The sequence below is a fragment of the Anaerobutyricum hallii DSM 3353 genome, assembly GCF_000173975.1.
GTDB classification, from domain to species: Bacteria; Bacillota; Clostridia; order Lachnospirales; family Lachnospiraceae; genus Anaerobutyricum; species Anaerobutyricum hallii.
The window spans coordinates 16323-31877 of the sequence record NZ_ACEP01000137.1; the positions used below are offsets into that span (position 1 = coordinate 16323).

The following is a 15555-nucleotide window of genomic DNA, read 5'->3' on the forward strand; positions in this document are numbered from 1 at the left end:
TAACCCTTTTTTGTATTAGGTTATCTCCTTTTTTATATCACAGAAAGATTACGAGCTGATTTCTCTGTGATATAAAAAAGACATCAACTTTTTAAAGTTTCTAGAAACGCCGCATAAGCGGCATGGAGGTAAAGATGAGTTTTATATCCTATTTGATCAATGGTGTCAGTCTGGGTAGTATTTATGCAATTATTGCCCTTGGCTACACGATGGTATACGGTATCGCTAAGATGCTGAACTTCGCTCACGGCGATGTTATCATGATTGGCTGCTATATCGTTTTCGTTTTAATGGGCAGCTTTCATTTAAACTCTACCGTAAGTATTATTGCAGCGGTAATCGGCTGTACAGTACTTGGTGTAGTTATCGAGAAAATTGCGTACAAACCATTGAGAAAGGCTTCTCCGCTTGCCGTATTAATCACAGCAATCGGTGTCAGCTATTTTCTGCAGAACTTCGCATTAATTTTATTTGGTGCAGATACAAAGTCCTTTACATCGGTTGTAAGTATCCCTACAATTAAGCTTGCAGGTGGAGACCTTACAATTTCTGGTGTAACAATCGCAACTGTTATCAGTTGTATTATTATCATGGCAGCGTTAATGATTTTTATTAAAAAGTCTAAATCCGGTCAGGCAATGCTTGCCGTATCTGAAGATAAAGACGCAGCACAGCTCATGGGTGTGAATGTAAACAAGACAATTTCCCTTACATTTGCTATCGGTTCCGGATTAGCAGCTATTGCAGGTGTGTTATTATGTTCCGCTTACCCAACCCTGTCTCCTTACACGGGTGCGATGCCTGGTATTAAGGCGTTTACCGCAGCGGTATTTGGTGGTATCGGCTCTATTCCTGGAGCATTAATTGGTGGTATTTTATTGGGAGTAATCGAGATTTTAGGAAGAGCATATATTTCTTCTCAGTTATCCGATGCAATCGTATTTGCCGTATTGATTATCGTACTTTTAGTAAAACCTACGGGACTTCTTGGCAAGCAGGTTCAGGAGAAAGTGTAGGTGGCGTAAGAAATGAAGAAATCAAATATGAAAAGTATAAACAAACAGACAAAAAGTATGTTGATTACCTACGCTATGGTAATCGCAGTATTTATTATTGTAGAGATTATGATATCTACAGGAATGATGTCGAGTCTGATGCAGGGTCTTTTAGTTCCGCTTTGTATTTATTCTATCGTAGCAATCGGACTGAATCTTTGTGTAGGATATCTTGGTGAGCTGAGTCTTGGTCATGCAGGATTTATGTGTGTTGGTGCATTCTCCAGTGCGGTATTTTCCAAATGCATGATGACTTCAGGAATGAACGAGACACTTCGTTTTATTTTAGCACTTCTTATTGGTACCGTTGTTGCAGCGGTATTTGGATGGTTAATCGGTATTCCGGTTCTTCGCCTTCGCGGTGACTACCTTGCTATCGTAACACTGGCATTCGGCGAGATCATCAAGAACGTAATTAACGTTATGTATCTTGGAAGAGACAGCAAGGGATTCCATTTTTCCATTAAGGATAGTGCATCTTTAAATATGCAGGCAGATGGAAAAATGATTATTGACGGAGCAAAAGGTATCGTTGGTACACCAAACCAGTCTACCTTTGTCGTGGGTATTATTATTATTTTAATCAGCCTTTTTGTGTCCTTTAACCTTGTGAATTCAAGAACAGGACGTGCGATTATGGCAATTCGTGATAATCGTATCGCGGCAGAGTCTGTAGGTATTAATATTACAAAGTATAAACTGATGGCATTTACTATTTCTGCAGCTATTGCTGGTGCAGGTGGTGTTCTTTATGCACACAATCTTTCTACATTAACAGCCCTTCCTGCAAACTTTGGTTACAACATGTCCATCATGATTCTTGTATTCGTTGTCTTAGGTGGAATGGGAAGTTTCCGTGGTTCTATTATCGCGGCCGTTGTTCTTACAATGCTTCCGGAAGTTCTTCGTGGACTTGCTGATTACCGTATGTTGATCTACGCTATTGTATTAATTATCATGATGCTCTTTAACTGGGCACCAAAGGCAATTGAGTGGAGAGAGAAACACTCCCTTAAGAGAATGTTTGGCAAAAAAGAAAAAGCAGAGGAGGTACAGTAAAGATGGCATTACTTGAAGTAAAGAATTTAGGTATCTCTTTTGGTGGCCTTCGTGCCGTAGATCAGTTTGAAATTAACATTAAAAAAGGCCAGCTTTACGGTCTCATTGGCCCAAACGGTGCCGGAAAGACAACTATATTTAATATGCTGACTGGTGTATATAAACCAACAGATGGTATCATCAAGTTAGATGGAGAAGACTTAGTTGGAAAGAAAACGATTGAGATTAACAAAGCAGGTATTGCGAGAACATTCCAAAATATCCGTCTGTTTTCTCAGCAGTCCGTTCTTGATAATGTAAAGATTGGATTGCATAATCAATACAAATATTCCACTTTGACAGGTATTTTACGTTTGCCAAAGTACCGCAAGATGGAAAGAAAAATGAACGAGAAGGCAATGGAGCTTTTAAAAGTATTTGAACTTGATGATAAGGCAGATTTTCTTGCATCGAATCTTCCATATGGAGAACAGCGTAAGTTAGAGATCGCCAGAGCACTCGCGACAAATCCAAAGCTTCTTCTGTTAGATGAGCCTGCGGCTGGTATGAACCCAAATGAGACAATCGAGCTTATGGATACTATCCGTTTCGTTCGTGATAATTTTGATATGACAGTATTATTAATTGAACATGATATGAAACTGGTTTCAGGAATCTGTGAGGAACTTACCGTATTAAACTTTGGTCAGGTACTTGCACAGGGTAAGACAAAAGATGTTTTAAATAATCCGGAAGTTATCAAGGCATATCTTGGAGAATAGGAGGAAAGAACTTTATGGCAATGCTTGAAGTAAAAGACCTTGAAGTATATTATGGGATGATTCAGGCCATCAAAGGGATTTCCTTTGAGGTAAATCAGGGAGAAGTTATCGCTCTTATCGGTGCGAACGGTGCCGGAAAGACAACAACTCTTCAGACGATCACCGGTATGCTTCAGGCAAAGAAGGGACATATTCTGTTTGAAGGACAGGATATTACAAAAGTACCAGGACATAAAATCGTAACAATGGGAATGGCTCATGTGCCGGAAGGAAGACGTGTATTTGCCAACCTTTCTGTATATGAGAACCTGAAGTTAGGCGCATACACAAGAAAAGATAAGAACGAGATCGCACAGTCTCTTGAAATGGTATATGAAAGCTTCCCTCGTTTAAAAGAGAGAAGAAATCAGTCCGCCGGAACTCTTAGTGGTGGAGAACAGCAGATGCTCGCCATGGGTAGAGCGTTAATGTCCAAACCAAGAATTGTTTTAATGGATGAGCCTTCTATGGGTCTGTCCCCAATTTTTGTAGATGAGATTTTTAAGATTATTCAGAAGATTTCTGCGGAGGGAACAACCGTCCTTCTTGTAGAGCAGAATGCGAAAAAGGCATTGGCAATTGCAGACAGAGCATATGTTTTAGAAACAGGAAAGATTGCTCTTAGCGGGGATGCAAAAGAACTTATGAATAATGAGTCTATTAAAAAGGCATATTTGGGAGAGTAGGTGTTACAATGAAACATACAGTAATTACGATTGCAAGAAGTTATGGAAGCGGTGGAAGAACTTTAGGCAAGCTTTTAGCAAAGGAACTCGGTATTCACTGTTATGACAGGGAACTGCTCCGTATGGCTTCCGAGCAGAGCGGCATCAATGAAGCTTTGTTTGGAGAGGTAGACGAGAAGGTGAAGTCTCTTCCGCTGTTTGGTATCAGTAAGAAGATTTACAAGGGTGAAGTATTCCCGCCGGAAAGCGATGACTTTGTATCTGACGATAATCTTTTTAACTATCAGGCCAAGGTAATTAAAGAAGTGGCAGCAGAAGAATCTTGTGTTATTATCGGACGATGTGCAGACTTTATCTTAAAAGATAATCCGAACGTAATCCGCTTATTTTTCTATGCCCCAAGAGAAGACTGTATTACCCGTGTAAAGACACAAAACGGCGGTAAAGAGAAGGATATTATCCGCAAGATTGAAAAGACAGATAAATATCGTTCAGACTATTATAAATATCATACTGGTAAGGACTGGAATGATTCCAGAAACTATGATTTCTGTTTAAATACTGCAAGCATGAGCTATGAAAAGCTTGTGGCAGTTGTAAAAGCATATATTGAACAGTATGCTTAATTTCCATGTATAAAAAAACAAATTCCTCCCATACTGAAGAAAGGAAATATTTTCAAGATTCAGTAAGGAGGAATTTTTTTATGAAAAAAGGTTTTAATATTGAAGATGTACATGGACTCGAAGTGTTAGATTCGAGAGGAAATCCTACGGTAGAGGTTACAGTGCGATTAGAAAGCGGTGCGATGGGAAAGGCTATTGTGCCATCGGGAGCCTCGACAGGACGTTTTGAGGCAGTTGAGCTTCGGGATGAGGAAAAGCGTTTCGGAGGGAAAGGCGTGGAGCGCGCCGTCACCAACGTAAATACAAGAATCTGTGACCGTCTATGTGGCTGTAATGCCTTAGAACAGAGGGAAATTGACCGTATTTTAAGGGAGGCAGACGGCACAGAGAATAAGAGTCGATATGGTGCTAATGCTATTTTAGGTGTTTCTCTAGCTGTAGCGAGAGCGGCAGCAGATGGGCTTGGTCTCCCGCTTTACCGCTATGTTGGCGGAGTAAACGGCAAAGTATTGCCGGTGCCGATGATGAATGTCATTAACGGCGGATGTCATGCGAAAAATTCAATTGATTTTCAGGAATTTATGATTATGCCGGCAGGAGCAGAAACATTTTCCGAAGGAATTCAGATGTGTGCGGAAATTTATCAGCAGTTAAAAAAGACACTTTCTGAAAAAGGTTACTCTACCGGTGTGGGGGATGAAGGTGGATTTGCTCCAGATTTAGATTCCGCACAGGCGGCATTGGAAATTTTGCAGGAGGCAACAACACTTGCCGGATATGAGCCAGGAGAAGATATCTTTTTCGCGATGGATGCGGCGGCTTCTGAATTATATGATGAAAATACAAAGCGGTATTATTTTCCGGGAGAAAGCCGGATGCGGGAAAAAGAAATTTGCAGGAATGCAGAAGAAATGGTGCAGTATTATGAAGAACTTGTAGAACAGTTTCCATTAATTTCTATTGAAGATGGGCTGAGTGAAGAAGATTATGCTGGATGGAAAGTACTTACTTACCGTCTGGGTGAGAAAGTACAACTTGTCGGGGATGACCTGTTTGTAACTAATGTAAAGAGATTATCGGACGGTATTGAGAAGGGAATCGCCAATGCAATTTTAATAAAGCCAAACCAGATTGGCACATTATCAGAGACATTAGATGCGATTTTAATGGCACAGAAAGAGGGCTATCGCACGATTATTTCTCATCGGAGCGGAGATACCGAAGATACAACCATTGCAGATCTGGCGGTAGCAGTAAATGCCGGACAGATTAAGACAGGCGCACCGTGCCGTGCAGAACGTACCGCAAAGTATAATCAGTTAATGCGGATTGAAGAAGAACTTGGAAATAATGGAAGCTATGGCAGATAGGGAGAGAAAAAGGAAATAAAGAGAACGAAAGTTGTATTACAAAAGCTAAAAAATGAAGAAATTGTGAGAAAAAAATTATTTTCTGTCTATTTCGACTTTACTTCTGAAAAAATGTAGTCTAATATAGAAATGTATTTTTTCATAAGCAATAGATATAGGAGGAAAGAAAATGAAAAAATTACTGGCATTTATTTTAGCCGCTGTAATGACAGCATCACTTTGTGCCTGCGGATCTTCCAAAGGCGGAGCAGAAGGTTCCACATCAGCGAAAGGAAGTTCGGCAGCAGGAGAGGCAGTAGCCGCATCCGATATTAAGGTTGGATGTATCATGATTGGTGATGAAAATGAAGGTTACACTGAGGCACATTTAAAAGCAGTAGAAGAGATGAAGAAGAATCTTGGACTTTCTGATGATCAGGTAGTTATCAAGACAAACATCAAAGAAGACGAAGGCTGTTACGATGCAGCAGTTGACTTAGCAGAACAGGGATGTAACATCGTCATTGCAAACAGTTTTGGACATGAAAGTTATATTCTTCAGGCCGCAGCAGATTATCCGGACGTACAGTTCTGTCATGCAACAGGATATCAGGCAAAGAGCAGCGGACTTTCTAACATGCATAACTTCTTTACCAGAATCTATGAATCCCGTTATTTATCCGGTGTTGTTGCTGGTATGAAGTTAAATGAGATGATTAAAAATGGCGAAGTTTCAAAAGATAAATGTAAGATCGGTTATGTAGGGGCTTTCCCATATGCAGAGGTTATCAGTGGATTTACTTCTTTCTATCTTGGAGTAAAATCTGTTTGTGATTCCGCTACAATGGAAGTAAAATATACAAATAGCTGGGCATCTTTTGACCTTGAAAAAGAATGTGCAGAACAGTTAATCGCAGATGGCTGCGTACTTATCAGCCAGCATGCAGATACAACAGGAGCACCTACAGCTTGTGAAGCAAAGAAGGTTCCTTGTGTAGGATATAACATTGATATGATTCCTACAGCACCAGATGCAGCACTTACTTCTGCAACAATCAACTGGGGTCCTTATTACACATATGCAGTTCAGAGTGTTATTGATGGAACGGCCATCGAGACAGATTGGGCAAAAGGTGTAAAAGACGGAGCAGATGCAATCACAGAGCTTAACGATAAGACAGTTGCTGAGGGAACAAAGGAAGCAGTAGAAGAAGCACAGAAGGGAATCGAAGATGGAACTCTTCATGTATTTGATACTTCTAAGTTCACAGTTGGCGGTAAGACTCTTGAAGAACTCGTAGAATCTGGTGACAAGGACGCAACAAAATTAAAAGATTATATCAAAGATGGATATTTCCACGAATCTGATGTAGAAAGCGGAATGCCTTCAGCACCAGCATTCACATTTATCATTGATGGAATTAACTCCATTACAAAGTAATTTAACAATACAATCAATGACAAGGGCAGAGCGGTCATTATGGCGGCTCTGCCCGATTTTCAGTCATGGAATAAAACAGAATTTTTGTTTACAGTTAAATCAAAGAAGAAAGTAGCCAGTCTTTTTTGACTTGCCTATAAACAAATGCATGTACTCACGGAATCAGGAGTAAAAATATTTTTTGAGTACATAAAATCAGATAATGGAGGAATGTAAAGTTGGAACAGACATATGCCATAGAATTAAAAAATATCACAAAACGATTTGGCAAAATTGTCGCAAATGATGGAATCAATCTCAAAGTAAAGCGGGGAGAGATTCTTTCATTGCTTGGAGAGAACGGAAGTGGAAAGACCACATTAATGAATATGATTTCTGGAATTTATTTCCCGGATGAGGGTCACATCTTAGTAGATGGAAAGGCAGTTTCCATTCGTTCTCCAAAAGATTCTTTTGATCTTGGAATCGGAATGATTCATCAGCATTTTAAATTGATTGATGTTATGACTGCTGCCGAAAATATTATTCTTGGCTTAAAAGGAAATGCAGTCCTTGATATGAAAAAGGTGCACAAAGATATTCAGGAACTTGTAGATAGATACGGTTTTGATCTTGATCCGGCACAGAAAGTATATACAATGTCTGTATCACAAAAACAGACCGTAGAAATCGTTAAAATGCTCTACCGCGGAGCAAATATTTTAATTCTTGACGAGCCGACAGCGGTACTGACTCCGCAGGAAGTAGATAAACTGTTTGAAGTTCTAAGAAATATGAGAGATGATGGCAGAGCAATTATTATTATCACACATAAGCTGAATGAAGTATTAGAGTTATCCGACCGTGTTGCTATTCTTAGAAAGGGAAAATATATTGGAACGCTGCAGACTTCAGAGGCAACGGTAGAATCCCTTACAGAGATGATGGTGGGAGAAAAAGTTTCTCTTGATATTAACCGTCCAATGCCACATGACTTGAAAAAACGTCTTACAATCAATAACATTACTTGCACGAATGAAGATGGGCTGCATGTCCTGGAGAATGTATCCTTTGAAGCATTTGGCGGGGAAGTGCTTGGAGTTGCCGGTATTTCCGGTAGTGGACAGAAAGAATTATTAGAGGCCATTGCTGGTCTTACAAAGCTTTCATCAGGAAGTGTCATTTTCCACTCACCAGAAGGAGAAGATATTGACCTTGCCAAATATGATGCGGCGCAGATTAATGAACTTGGTGTCCGCCATTCATTTGTTCCGGAAGACCGTCTTGGTATGGGACTTGTCGGCTCCATGGGTATGACAGGAAATATGCTGCTTCGTTCTTTTCGAAAGGGAAAAGGCTTCTTTACCAGCTTAAAAGCACCGAAGGAACTTGCCGAAAAGATTAAAGAAGATTTGGATGTTGTGACACCGGATATTGACTATCCAGTAAGAAGACTTTCTGGAGGTAACGTACAAAAGATTCTTGTCGGAAGAGAAATCGCATCTTCTCCGGCGGTTCTCTTAGTAGCCTATCCAGTACGTGGTCTTGATATTAACTCTTCCTATATGATTTATAACTTGTTAAATAAGCAGAAAGAAAGAGGAGTTTCAGTTGTCTGTGTCGCAGAGGACTTAGATATGCTTCTGGAATTTTGTGACAGAATCATGGTACTTTGTGATGGCAAGGTAACAGGAATCGTAGATGCGAGAAAGACAACAAAAGAAGAAGTGGGAAGATTGATGACATCCCATAAGGAGGAACAATAATGGATAATACAGTGAAAGAGCCACTGATACATCTTTCAAAAAGAGAGGATATGTCATTTGGAAAGAAATGGCTGGTAAGAATTATTGCGATTCTTCTTTCTCTTATTGTATGTGCAGGTTTTATTTTCATAATTATTAAAATGAATCCAGTAGAGGTCTATGAAGGAATTGTAGAAGGAGCGGTAGGAACGGGCAGACGTTTCTGGGTAACGGCAAGAGATGCATTAACTTTGCTCTGTGTTGCTGTTGCGGTAACTCCTGCCTTTAAAATGAAGTTTTGGAATATTGGTGCAGAGGGACAGATCCTTATGGGGTGTGTTGCTTCTGCGGCTATGATGATTTATGCGGGCAATGCCCTCCCAACAGGCTTACTGCTTGTACTTATGTTTGTATGTAGTTTTATTGCTGGAGGAATCTGGGGAATCATTCCTGCATTCTTTAAAGCAAGATGGAATACAAATGAGACATTATTTACCCTGATGTTAAATTATGTCGCAATGCAGGTCGTAACATTTTGCATTGTATACTGGGAGAACCCGGCAGGTTCTAATTCTGTTGGAATCATTAATGCGCCAACGAGAGCAGGCTGGCTTCCACAGCTGTTTGGCCTTGATTATGGATGGAATCTTGCTATAGTGTTATTACTGACAGTATTAATGTTTATCTACATGAAGAGAACAAAACACGGTTATGAAATCGCTGTTGTAGGTGAGAGTGAAAATACCGCGCGTTATGCAGGAATTAACGTAGGAAAGGTCATCGTCCGCACAGTTGGAATTTCTGGCGGAATCGCCGGAATTGCCGGATTTATTCTTGTAAGCGGTTCTTCCCACACAATTTCTACAAGTACAGCAGGCGGCCGTGGTTTTACTGCGATTATCGTAGCATGGCTTGCGAAGTTTAATGTGTGGGCGATGGCAGTCATTGCATTCCTTCTCGTATTTATGCAGCAGGGAGCAATCCAGATTGCAACACAGTATAACCTGAATGAAAATGCATCAGAGGTAATTACCGGAATTATTTTGTTCTTTGTAATCGGATGTGAATTTTTCATTAACTATAAACTGGAATTTCGTAAAAAGCACAGCGCATAAGGAGGGAGAATGAAATGTCAGTATTAATTACCTTTATACAAAAAGCGGTTATGCAGGGAATTTGTATGCTCTTTGGCGCAGACGGAGAGATTCTCACGGAAAAGTCAGGAAACTTAAATCTTGGTGTTCCTGGAATGATGTACATGGGAGGAATTGCCGGATTGATGGCAGCCTTCTATTATGAAAAACTTGCCGCACATCCAAATGGCCTTGTGGGAATGATTCTTTCTCTCCTTGCTGCATTTTTGATGGCGGCGTTTGGCGGGCTGATTTTCAGTGTGCTGACAATTACATTAAGAGCAAACCAGAATGTTGCAGGGCTTGCGCTCACAACATTTGGTGTTGGATTTGGTAACTTCTTTGGTGGTTCTCTTTCTACACTTGCCGGTGGTGTTGGACAGATATCTGTAGCAATTACCGGAGATGCTTATCGTGCTAAAATCCCACTGTTGTCAAAGATTCCGGTTATCGGGGACATATTTTTTAATTATGGGTTCTTGACATATTTTGCAATTATTATTACACTACTTATGGCGTTTTTCTTAAAGAGAACCCGTTGGGGTCTTAATTTAAACGCTGTAGGAGAAAGTCCTGCGACAGCAGATGCAGCCGGAATTAACGTTACACTGTATAAATATCTTGCAACTGTGATCGGCGGAGGAATTGCCGGTCTTGGAGGTCTTTATTTTGTAATGGAATATTCTGGAGGAACCTGGACAAATAATGGGTTTGGTGACAGAGGATGGCTTGCGATAGCACTGGTTATCTTTGCTCTTTGGAAACCAATCAATGCAATCTGGGGTTCATTTCTTTTCGGGGGACTTTACATTTTATATCTTTATATACCAGGACTTGGAAGAAGTATGCAGGAAATCTTCAAGATGCTTCCATATCTGGTAACAATTATTGTGCTTATTATCACAAGTCTTCGTAAGAAGAAAGAGCAGCAGCCACCAGAAAGTCTGGGACTGGCTTACTTCAGGGAGGACCGTTAAGCACAGAAACGGAGGAATTGAAAACATGAGAAAACATATAGCAGTGATTATAGCGTTGGTAATGGCATTTTCCCTCTGCGGATGCGGAAGCAGTAAGTCTTTGTTTCCTGAGAATACAGGGAATAAGCAGCAGACAAAGACAGCAGATAGCGGAAGCATTAAAGTAGGATATCTGTTATCTTCTGATGGGGATGCGCCTGATACCGTTGCCCGTGTACAGGGAATCCGCAAAATGCAGGAAGAGACAGGTATTGCCGATGACCAGATTATTATTGCAGAAAGTGTGAAAAAGGCAGATTGTGAGAAGAAAGCCGCAGAGCTTGTCGAAAAAGGCTGTGACATTATTTTTGCAGAAAATCCGAATTTGGAAAGTATTTTAGAAGAAGCTGCGAAAAAATATCCTGATGTACAGTTTTGTCAGGAAGGTGGAAAGCTTGCAAAGAAAAGTGGTCTTTCAAACTTCCACAATTATGATACAAGAATTTATGAAGCATATCATGTAGCAGGTCTTGTAGCAGGTGTGAAATTAAATCATCTTTTAGACAAAGGAGATATTAGTGCTTCTGAGTGTGTCATTGGTTTTGTGGCCTATGATAAAACAGCAAAGACAACAAGCTGCATCAATGCATTTTATCTTGGGGTAGAAAGAGTTTGTTCTCAGTCTTCAATTTTAGTCCGTTATGTCGGCAAAAGAGGTGTTTATGATGCAGATGGTAAGGCGGCAAGACAGCTTATTGCAGCAGGTGTAAAGATGATGGCGCAGTACACATATACAACGGCAGTTGCGACTGTTTGTGCAGAAAATGATACACCACTTATCGGTAATGATGTGAACCTCATCTCTACTGCACCAAAAGATGCGCTGACTTCTGTTACATCTGACTGGAGTAAGTATTATACTTATGCAGTGAACAAGGTGTTAAATGGAAAAGAAATTGCAGCAGACTGGACAGCGGGTTATGCAGAAGATGCAGTCGTTATTTCCCAGTTAAATGATGAGCATGTAACGGATGGAACTGCAGCAAAGGCTGCAGAACTTGAGAAGAACTTAAGAGCCGGAAATGCAAAAGTATTTAATACAGAGAAGTTTACGATTGATGGATCTTCATTGGATACATTAGCAACAAGCAATACAAACTTTAAAAAATACAAAAAATATATTAAAAATGGTAATTTACAGGAGTCTATGACACAGTCGAAATCCATTTTTGATACATTTATTGATGGAATTACGGAAAGCACACAGGATTATTTAGCAGAACAGTCTGCAGACTCTGCAGAATCCACAACACAGTCGAATTAAAAGCTTGTTTTATGGAAAAAACTGTGCTATAATAATTTAGATTTTGTGTAGATGGCAGGAGGTGTGAATTTTGGCTAGAACATTAGTAACAATTATTTTTATGTTAATATGTCTTGTGATGATTATCGTGGTAATGATGCAGGAAAGCAAGAATTCAGGGTTCGGTGCGTTAAGCGGACAGGTTGATTCTGATTCTTATGTTAGAAAGAACCGTGGTCGGACTAAAGAAGGTAAGTTGGAGAGAATTACAGCAATTCTTGGATTTTTATTCTTTGTAGTAGCCATCGGCCTTTGCCTGAAGGTTTTCCAGTAATTTTAAAGCAGACTAATGATGCCGTCTCAATTCGCAAGCTGAACTGAGACGGCTTTTTTTGACAAAGTTTTGATAGGGGAAACTAGTATATGAAAGACAGATTATTATTTGAACAGCGTAAAAACAGTATCAGGGATATGATCTATGATCCGAATTATATCCCATTAAAGCTAAAAGAGATGGCATATCTTATGGACGTGCCACATAAAGACAGAGGGGCATTAAAAGAAGTGATGGATGCTCTTGTGGCAGACGGCAGTGTGGAACTTACCGCCAGAGGCAAGTATATCAAACCGGAGAATCAGAACGTGACGGGAGTGTTTACTGCGAATGCCCGTGGTTTTGGTTTTGTGACGGCTGAGGGAGAAGAAGAGGATATTTTCATTCCGGCAACGTATGTTAACGGAGCGCTTCACAAAGATGTTGTCAAAGTAAAGGTAACAAAGAAGACTGGCGGAGAAGGAAAACGCCGTGAAGGTATGATCTTAAAGATTTTAGAGCGTGGCTGTAAGACATTAGTCGGTACGTTCCAGAAGAATACAAGCTTTGGATTTGTTCTTCCCGATGACCGTCATTATGATAAAGATATTTTTATTTCCAAGAAGCACATCAATGGTGCAAAAGATGGAGATAAGGTTGTTGTTCGCCTGACAGACTTCGGTGGAGAGCGTAAGAAGCCAGAAGGAGCAGTTATTGAGATTCTCGGAGCGATGGATGACCCGGCAACGGATGTGACAAGTATTGTTCGTGCTTATGGAATCGAAGAAGAATTTCCGAAGTCTGTTATAAAGGAGGCACAGGCTATCCCGCAGGAAATTACAGAACAGCCGGTTGGAAAGCGTGCGGATTTCCGTGACCTTCTTACCGTAACGATTGACGGCGAAGATGCCAGAGATTTAGATGATGCGATTACCCTTTCTAAAAAAGAGGATAAGTACTATCTTGGTGTACATATTGCGGATGTATCTCATTATGTAAAGGAAGATTCTCCATTGGACAAAGAAGCGTTAGAGAGAGCGACAAGTGTCTATCTTGCTGACCGGGTAATTCCAATGCTCCCAAAAGAACTTTCCAATGGAATCTGTTCCTTGAATGCTGGCGTGGAGCGTCTGGCAATGAGCTGCATGATGACTTTTGATGCGTCCGGCAATGTACTTGACCATACGATTACGGAATCTGTAATCTGTGTTGATGAGCGTATGAGCTATACAGGAGTAAAGGCAATCCTTGAAGGAGAAGCCCATCCAGAGGGCAAACGAGAGGACATTCGTGCCCTTTGTTTCTTAATGAAAGAAGCGGCAGCAATCTTAAAAGAAAAGCGTAGAAAGCGTGGAGCCATTGACTTTGACTTCCCAGAATCTAAGATTGTTGTGGACGAAAAAGGCTACCCAGTAGATATTCATCCATATGAGAGAAATGTTGCGACAGACATTATCGAGGACTTTATGCTTCTTGCGAATGAGACCGTTGCCGAAGATTATTTCTGGCAGGAAATTCCGTTCGTTTACCGTACTCATGAGGCACCGGACAGCGATAAGATCAAGAAGCTTGATACATTTATTCACAACTTTGGATATTATATGAAGACAGGAAGGGAGAGTTTTCATCCTAAAGAAATCCAGAAGCTTCTCTTTTCTTTAGAAGGAGAGCCGGAAGAACCGTTAATCAGCCGCCTTGCTCTTCGTTCCATGAAGCAGGCAAAGTACACCACATTAAATGTAGGACATTTTGGACTTTCCACACAGTACTATACCCATTTTACTTCACCAATCCGCCGTTATCCAGACTTACAGATTCATCGGATCATCAAGGAGAATATTCACGGTAAATTAAATCAGAAGCGGTTAGAACATTATGAGTCAATCCTTCCATCTGTAGCACAGCAGAGTTCTACAATGGAACGCCGTGCGCAGGACGCAGAGCGTGAAGTAGATAAGCTCAAAAAAGTAGAATATATGCAGCAGTATATCGGAGGAGTTTTCACAGGAGTTATCTCCGGAGTAACTTCCTGGGGATTTTTTGTAGAACTTGACAATACTATCGAGGGAATGGTGCCAATCAACAGCCTTCTTGATGATTTCTATGTATTTGACGAAGAAAGCTATAAACTGACCGGAGAGCATACCGGAAGAATCTTTACATTAGGACAAAAAGCAGAAATCGTAGTTCGCTCTGCCGATAAAATGGAGCGGACCATTGACTTTATATTAAAAGAATTCTCTCAGTATGGCGAGTATCCAGACCCAGATGATTACTATGGAGACGGAATGCCGTCAAGAAAGAAAGAGAATACAGAATCTGAAGATTTTGAGTTTGTGGACGGAGAATATCCAGCGAACCAGGAAGAATCCGAATTTGACGAAACAGGAGAGAGTCTTCCTGATAAAGACGGTATTCTTTTAAATGACTGGATTGACGATGAGGAAGCGGACCGTTTGCTGCATCTTTATAGTAAAAAGAAAATTGACGAAATCTAGAGCGTGTTTGAAAAATCATTCCTGCAATCTGCACGCCCCAATTTGCAAAAAGCATTTTTTAAATACACTCTAACAGGAAAGGGGAATTAATATGGCAAAATCAGAAGGTATTAAATTAATTGCCAACAATAAAAAAGCATATCACGATTATTTTATCGATGAAAAATATGAGGCAGGTATCGCCCTCCACGGAACGGAAGTAAAGTCTCTGCGCATGGGCAGATGCAGTATCAAAGAATCCTTTGTAACAATAAGCAATAAAGGAGAAATCCTCATTAATCATATGCACATCAGCCCTTATGAAAAAGGAAATATCTTTAATAAAGATCCGCTGCGCGTAAGAAAGCTCCTTCTTCATAAGTCAGAAATTAATAAACTTGCTGGACAGATTAAAATGAAAGGCTATACTTTAATGCCGTTAAAAGTCTACTTCAAAGGCAGCCTCGTGAAGGTGGAGATTGGTCTTGCACGCGGTAAGAAACTGTATGATAAGAGACAGGATATCGCGAAAAAGGACGCAAAACGAGAGGCGGAAAGAGACTTTAAAATCAGGAATCTGGGTTAGAAGCTTATTTTCGGCAGGCAAAGGGGATGCTGTCAAAGAGAGAAGAG

General features: G+C 40.4%; 14 protein-coding genes. All 14 read left to right on the top strand.

Translation table 11 applies throughout. The features are described 5' to 3' along the window. Positions 1 to 134 precede the first annotated feature (134 nt). Positions 135 to 1016 (top strand): branched-chain amino acid ABC transporter permease, encoded by an 882-nt coding sequence (locus tag EUBHAL_RS12710; RefSeq protein WP_022170081.1) that lies wholly within the window; start codon positions 135 to 137, stop codon positions 1014 to 1016. Positions 1017 to 1028: 12 nt separating this feature from the next. Beyond that, entirely contained in the window at positions 1029 to 2114 is a 1086-nt protein-coding gene (locus tag EUBHAL_RS12715) for a branched-chain amino acid ABC transporter permease (RefSeq protein ID WP_005350624.1), read from the top strand. Positions 2115 to 2116: 2 nt separating this feature from the next. Continuing rightward, complete coding sequence (locus EUBHAL_RS12720) at positions 2117 to 2875, top strand: ABC transporter ATP-binding protein (protein ID WP_005350627.1); 759 nt, start codon at positions 2117 to 2119, stop codon at positions 2873 to 2875. 14 nt (positions 2876 to 2889) lie between these two features. Then, the gene (locus EUBHAL_RS12725; RefSeq protein ID WP_005350630.1) at positions 2890 to 3600 is read left to right on the top strand and encodes an ABC transporter ATP-binding protein; all 711 of its coding nucleotides are present in this window, start codon (positions 2890 to 2892) and stop codon (positions 3598 to 3600) included. 8 nt (positions 3601 to 3608) lie between these two features. Next, positions 3609 to 4226 carry a cytidylate kinase-like family protein gene (locus EUBHAL_RS12730; protein WP_005350634.1) on the top strand — a complete coding sequence of 206 codons (618 nt, stop codon included), beginning with the start codon at positions 3609 to 3611 and terminating at the stop codon, positions 4224 to 4226. An 80-nt stretch (positions 4227 to 4306) separates the two neighbouring features. Then, positions 4307 to 5596, top strand: a complete 1290-nt coding sequence (gene eno, locus EUBHAL_RS12735) for a phosphopyruvate hydratase (protein ID WP_022170078.1) — start codon at positions 4307 to 4309, stop codon at positions 5594 to 5596. Positions 5597 to 5765: 169 nt separating this feature from the next. Further along, a complete protein-coding gene (locus EUBHAL_RS12740) occupies positions 5766 to 7016 on the top strand; it encodes a BMP family ABC transporter substrate-binding protein (protein ID WP_022170077.1) in 1251 nt (416 codons plus the stop codon). A gap of 218 nt (positions 7017 to 7234) precedes the next feature. Then, complete coding sequence (locus tag EUBHAL_RS12745; RefSeq protein ID WP_005350646.1) at positions 7235 to 8761, top strand: ABC transporter ATP-binding protein; 1527 nt, start codon at positions 7235 to 7237, stop codon at positions 8759 to 8761. Beyond that, positions 8761 to 9855 (top strand): ABC transporter permease, encoded by a 1095-nt coding sequence (locus EUBHAL_RS12750; protein ID WP_005350647.1) that lies wholly within the window; start codon positions 8761 to 8763, stop codon positions 9853 to 9855. Before EUBHAL_RS12745 ends, EUBHAL_RS12750 begins: the two co-directional genes overlap by 1 nt. A gap of 14 nt (positions 9856 to 9869) precedes the next feature. Beyond that, a complete protein-coding gene (locus tag EUBHAL_RS12755) occupies positions 9870 to 10850 on the top strand; it encodes an ABC transporter permease (protein WP_005350649.1) in 981 nt (326 codons plus the stop codon). Positions 10851 to 10875: 25 nt separating this feature from the next. Further along, complete coding sequence (locus tag EUBHAL_RS12760; protein ID WP_005350651.1) at positions 10876 to 12153, top strand: BMP family ABC transporter substrate-binding protein; 1278 nt, start codon at positions 10876 to 10878, stop codon at positions 12151 to 12153. Between the two features lie 70 nt (positions 12154 to 12223). Further along, the gene (gene secG / locus EUBHAL_RS12765) at positions 12224 to 12466 is read left to right on the top strand and encodes a preprotein translocase subunit SecG (protein ID WP_022170074.1); all 243 of its coding nucleotides are present in this window, start codon (positions 12224 to 12226) and stop codon (positions 12464 to 12466) included. A gap of 89 nt (positions 12467 to 12555) precedes the next feature. Next, positions 12556 to 14943: a ribonuclease R gene (gene rnr, locus EUBHAL_RS12770; RefSeq protein ID WP_005350655.1), complete on the top strand. Its 2388-nt coding sequence runs from the start codon at positions 12556 to 12558 to the stop codon at positions 14941 to 14943. Positions 14944 to 15034: 91 nt separating this feature from the next. Then, positions 15035 to 15508: an SsrA-binding protein SmpB gene (gene smpB / locus EUBHAL_RS12775; RefSeq protein WP_005350657.1), complete on the top strand. Its 474-nt coding sequence runs from the start codon at positions 15035 to 15037 to the stop codon at positions 15506 to 15508. The last annotated feature ends 47 nt before the right edge of the window (positions 15509 to 15555 follow it).

What these genes read in the sequence shown, in the direction of transcription:
- rnr (WP_005350655.1), top strand. Translation starts at nt 12,556, where the DNA reads ATGAAAGACAGATTATTATTTGAACAGCGTAAAAACAGTATCAGGGAT.
- EUBHAL_RS12710 (WP_022170081.1), top strand. Translation starts at nt 135, where the DNA reads ATGAGTTTTATATCCTATTTGATCAATGGTGTCAGTCTGGGTAGTATT.
- EUBHAL_RS12740 (WP_022170077.1), top strand. Translation starts at nt 5,766, where the DNA reads ATGAAAAAATTACTGGCATTTATTTTAGCCGCTGTAATGACAGCATCA.
- EUBHAL_RS12715 (WP_005350624.1), top strand. Translation starts at nt 1,029, where the DNA reads ATGAAGAAATCAAATATGAAAAGTATAAACAAACAGACAAAAAGTATG.
- EUBHAL_RS12725 (WP_005350630.1), top strand. Translation starts at nt 2,890, where the DNA reads ATGGCAATGCTTGAAGTAAAAGACCTTGAAGTATATTATGGGATGATT.
- EUBHAL_RS12720 (WP_005350627.1), top strand. Translation starts at nt 2,117, where the DNA reads ATGGCATTACTTGAAGTAAAGAATTTAGGTATCTCTTTTGGTGGCCTT.
- smpB (WP_005350657.1), top strand. Translation starts at nt 15,035, where the DNA reads ATGGCAAAATCAGAAGGTATTAAATTAATTGCCAACAATAAAAAAGCA.
- EUBHAL_RS12750 (WP_005350647.1), top strand. Translation starts at nt 8,761, where the DNA reads ATGGATAATACAGTGAAAGAGCCACTGATACATCTTTCAAAAAGAGAG.
- EUBHAL_RS12760 (WP_005350651.1), top strand. Translation starts at nt 10,876, where the DNA reads ATGAGAAAACATATAGCAGTGATTATAGCGTTGGTAATGGCATTTTCC.
- eno (WP_022170078.1), top strand. Translation starts at nt 4,307, where the DNA reads ATGAAAAAAGGTTTTAATATTGAAGATGTACATGGACTCGAAGTGTTA.
- EUBHAL_RS12755 (WP_005350649.1), top strand. Translation starts at nt 9,870, where the DNA reads ATGTCAGTATTAATTACCTTTATACAAAAAGCGGTTATGCAGGGAATT.
- EUBHAL_RS12730 (WP_005350634.1), top strand. Translation starts at nt 3,609, where the DNA reads ATGAAACATACAGTAATTACGATTGCAAGAAGTTATGGAAGCGGTGGA.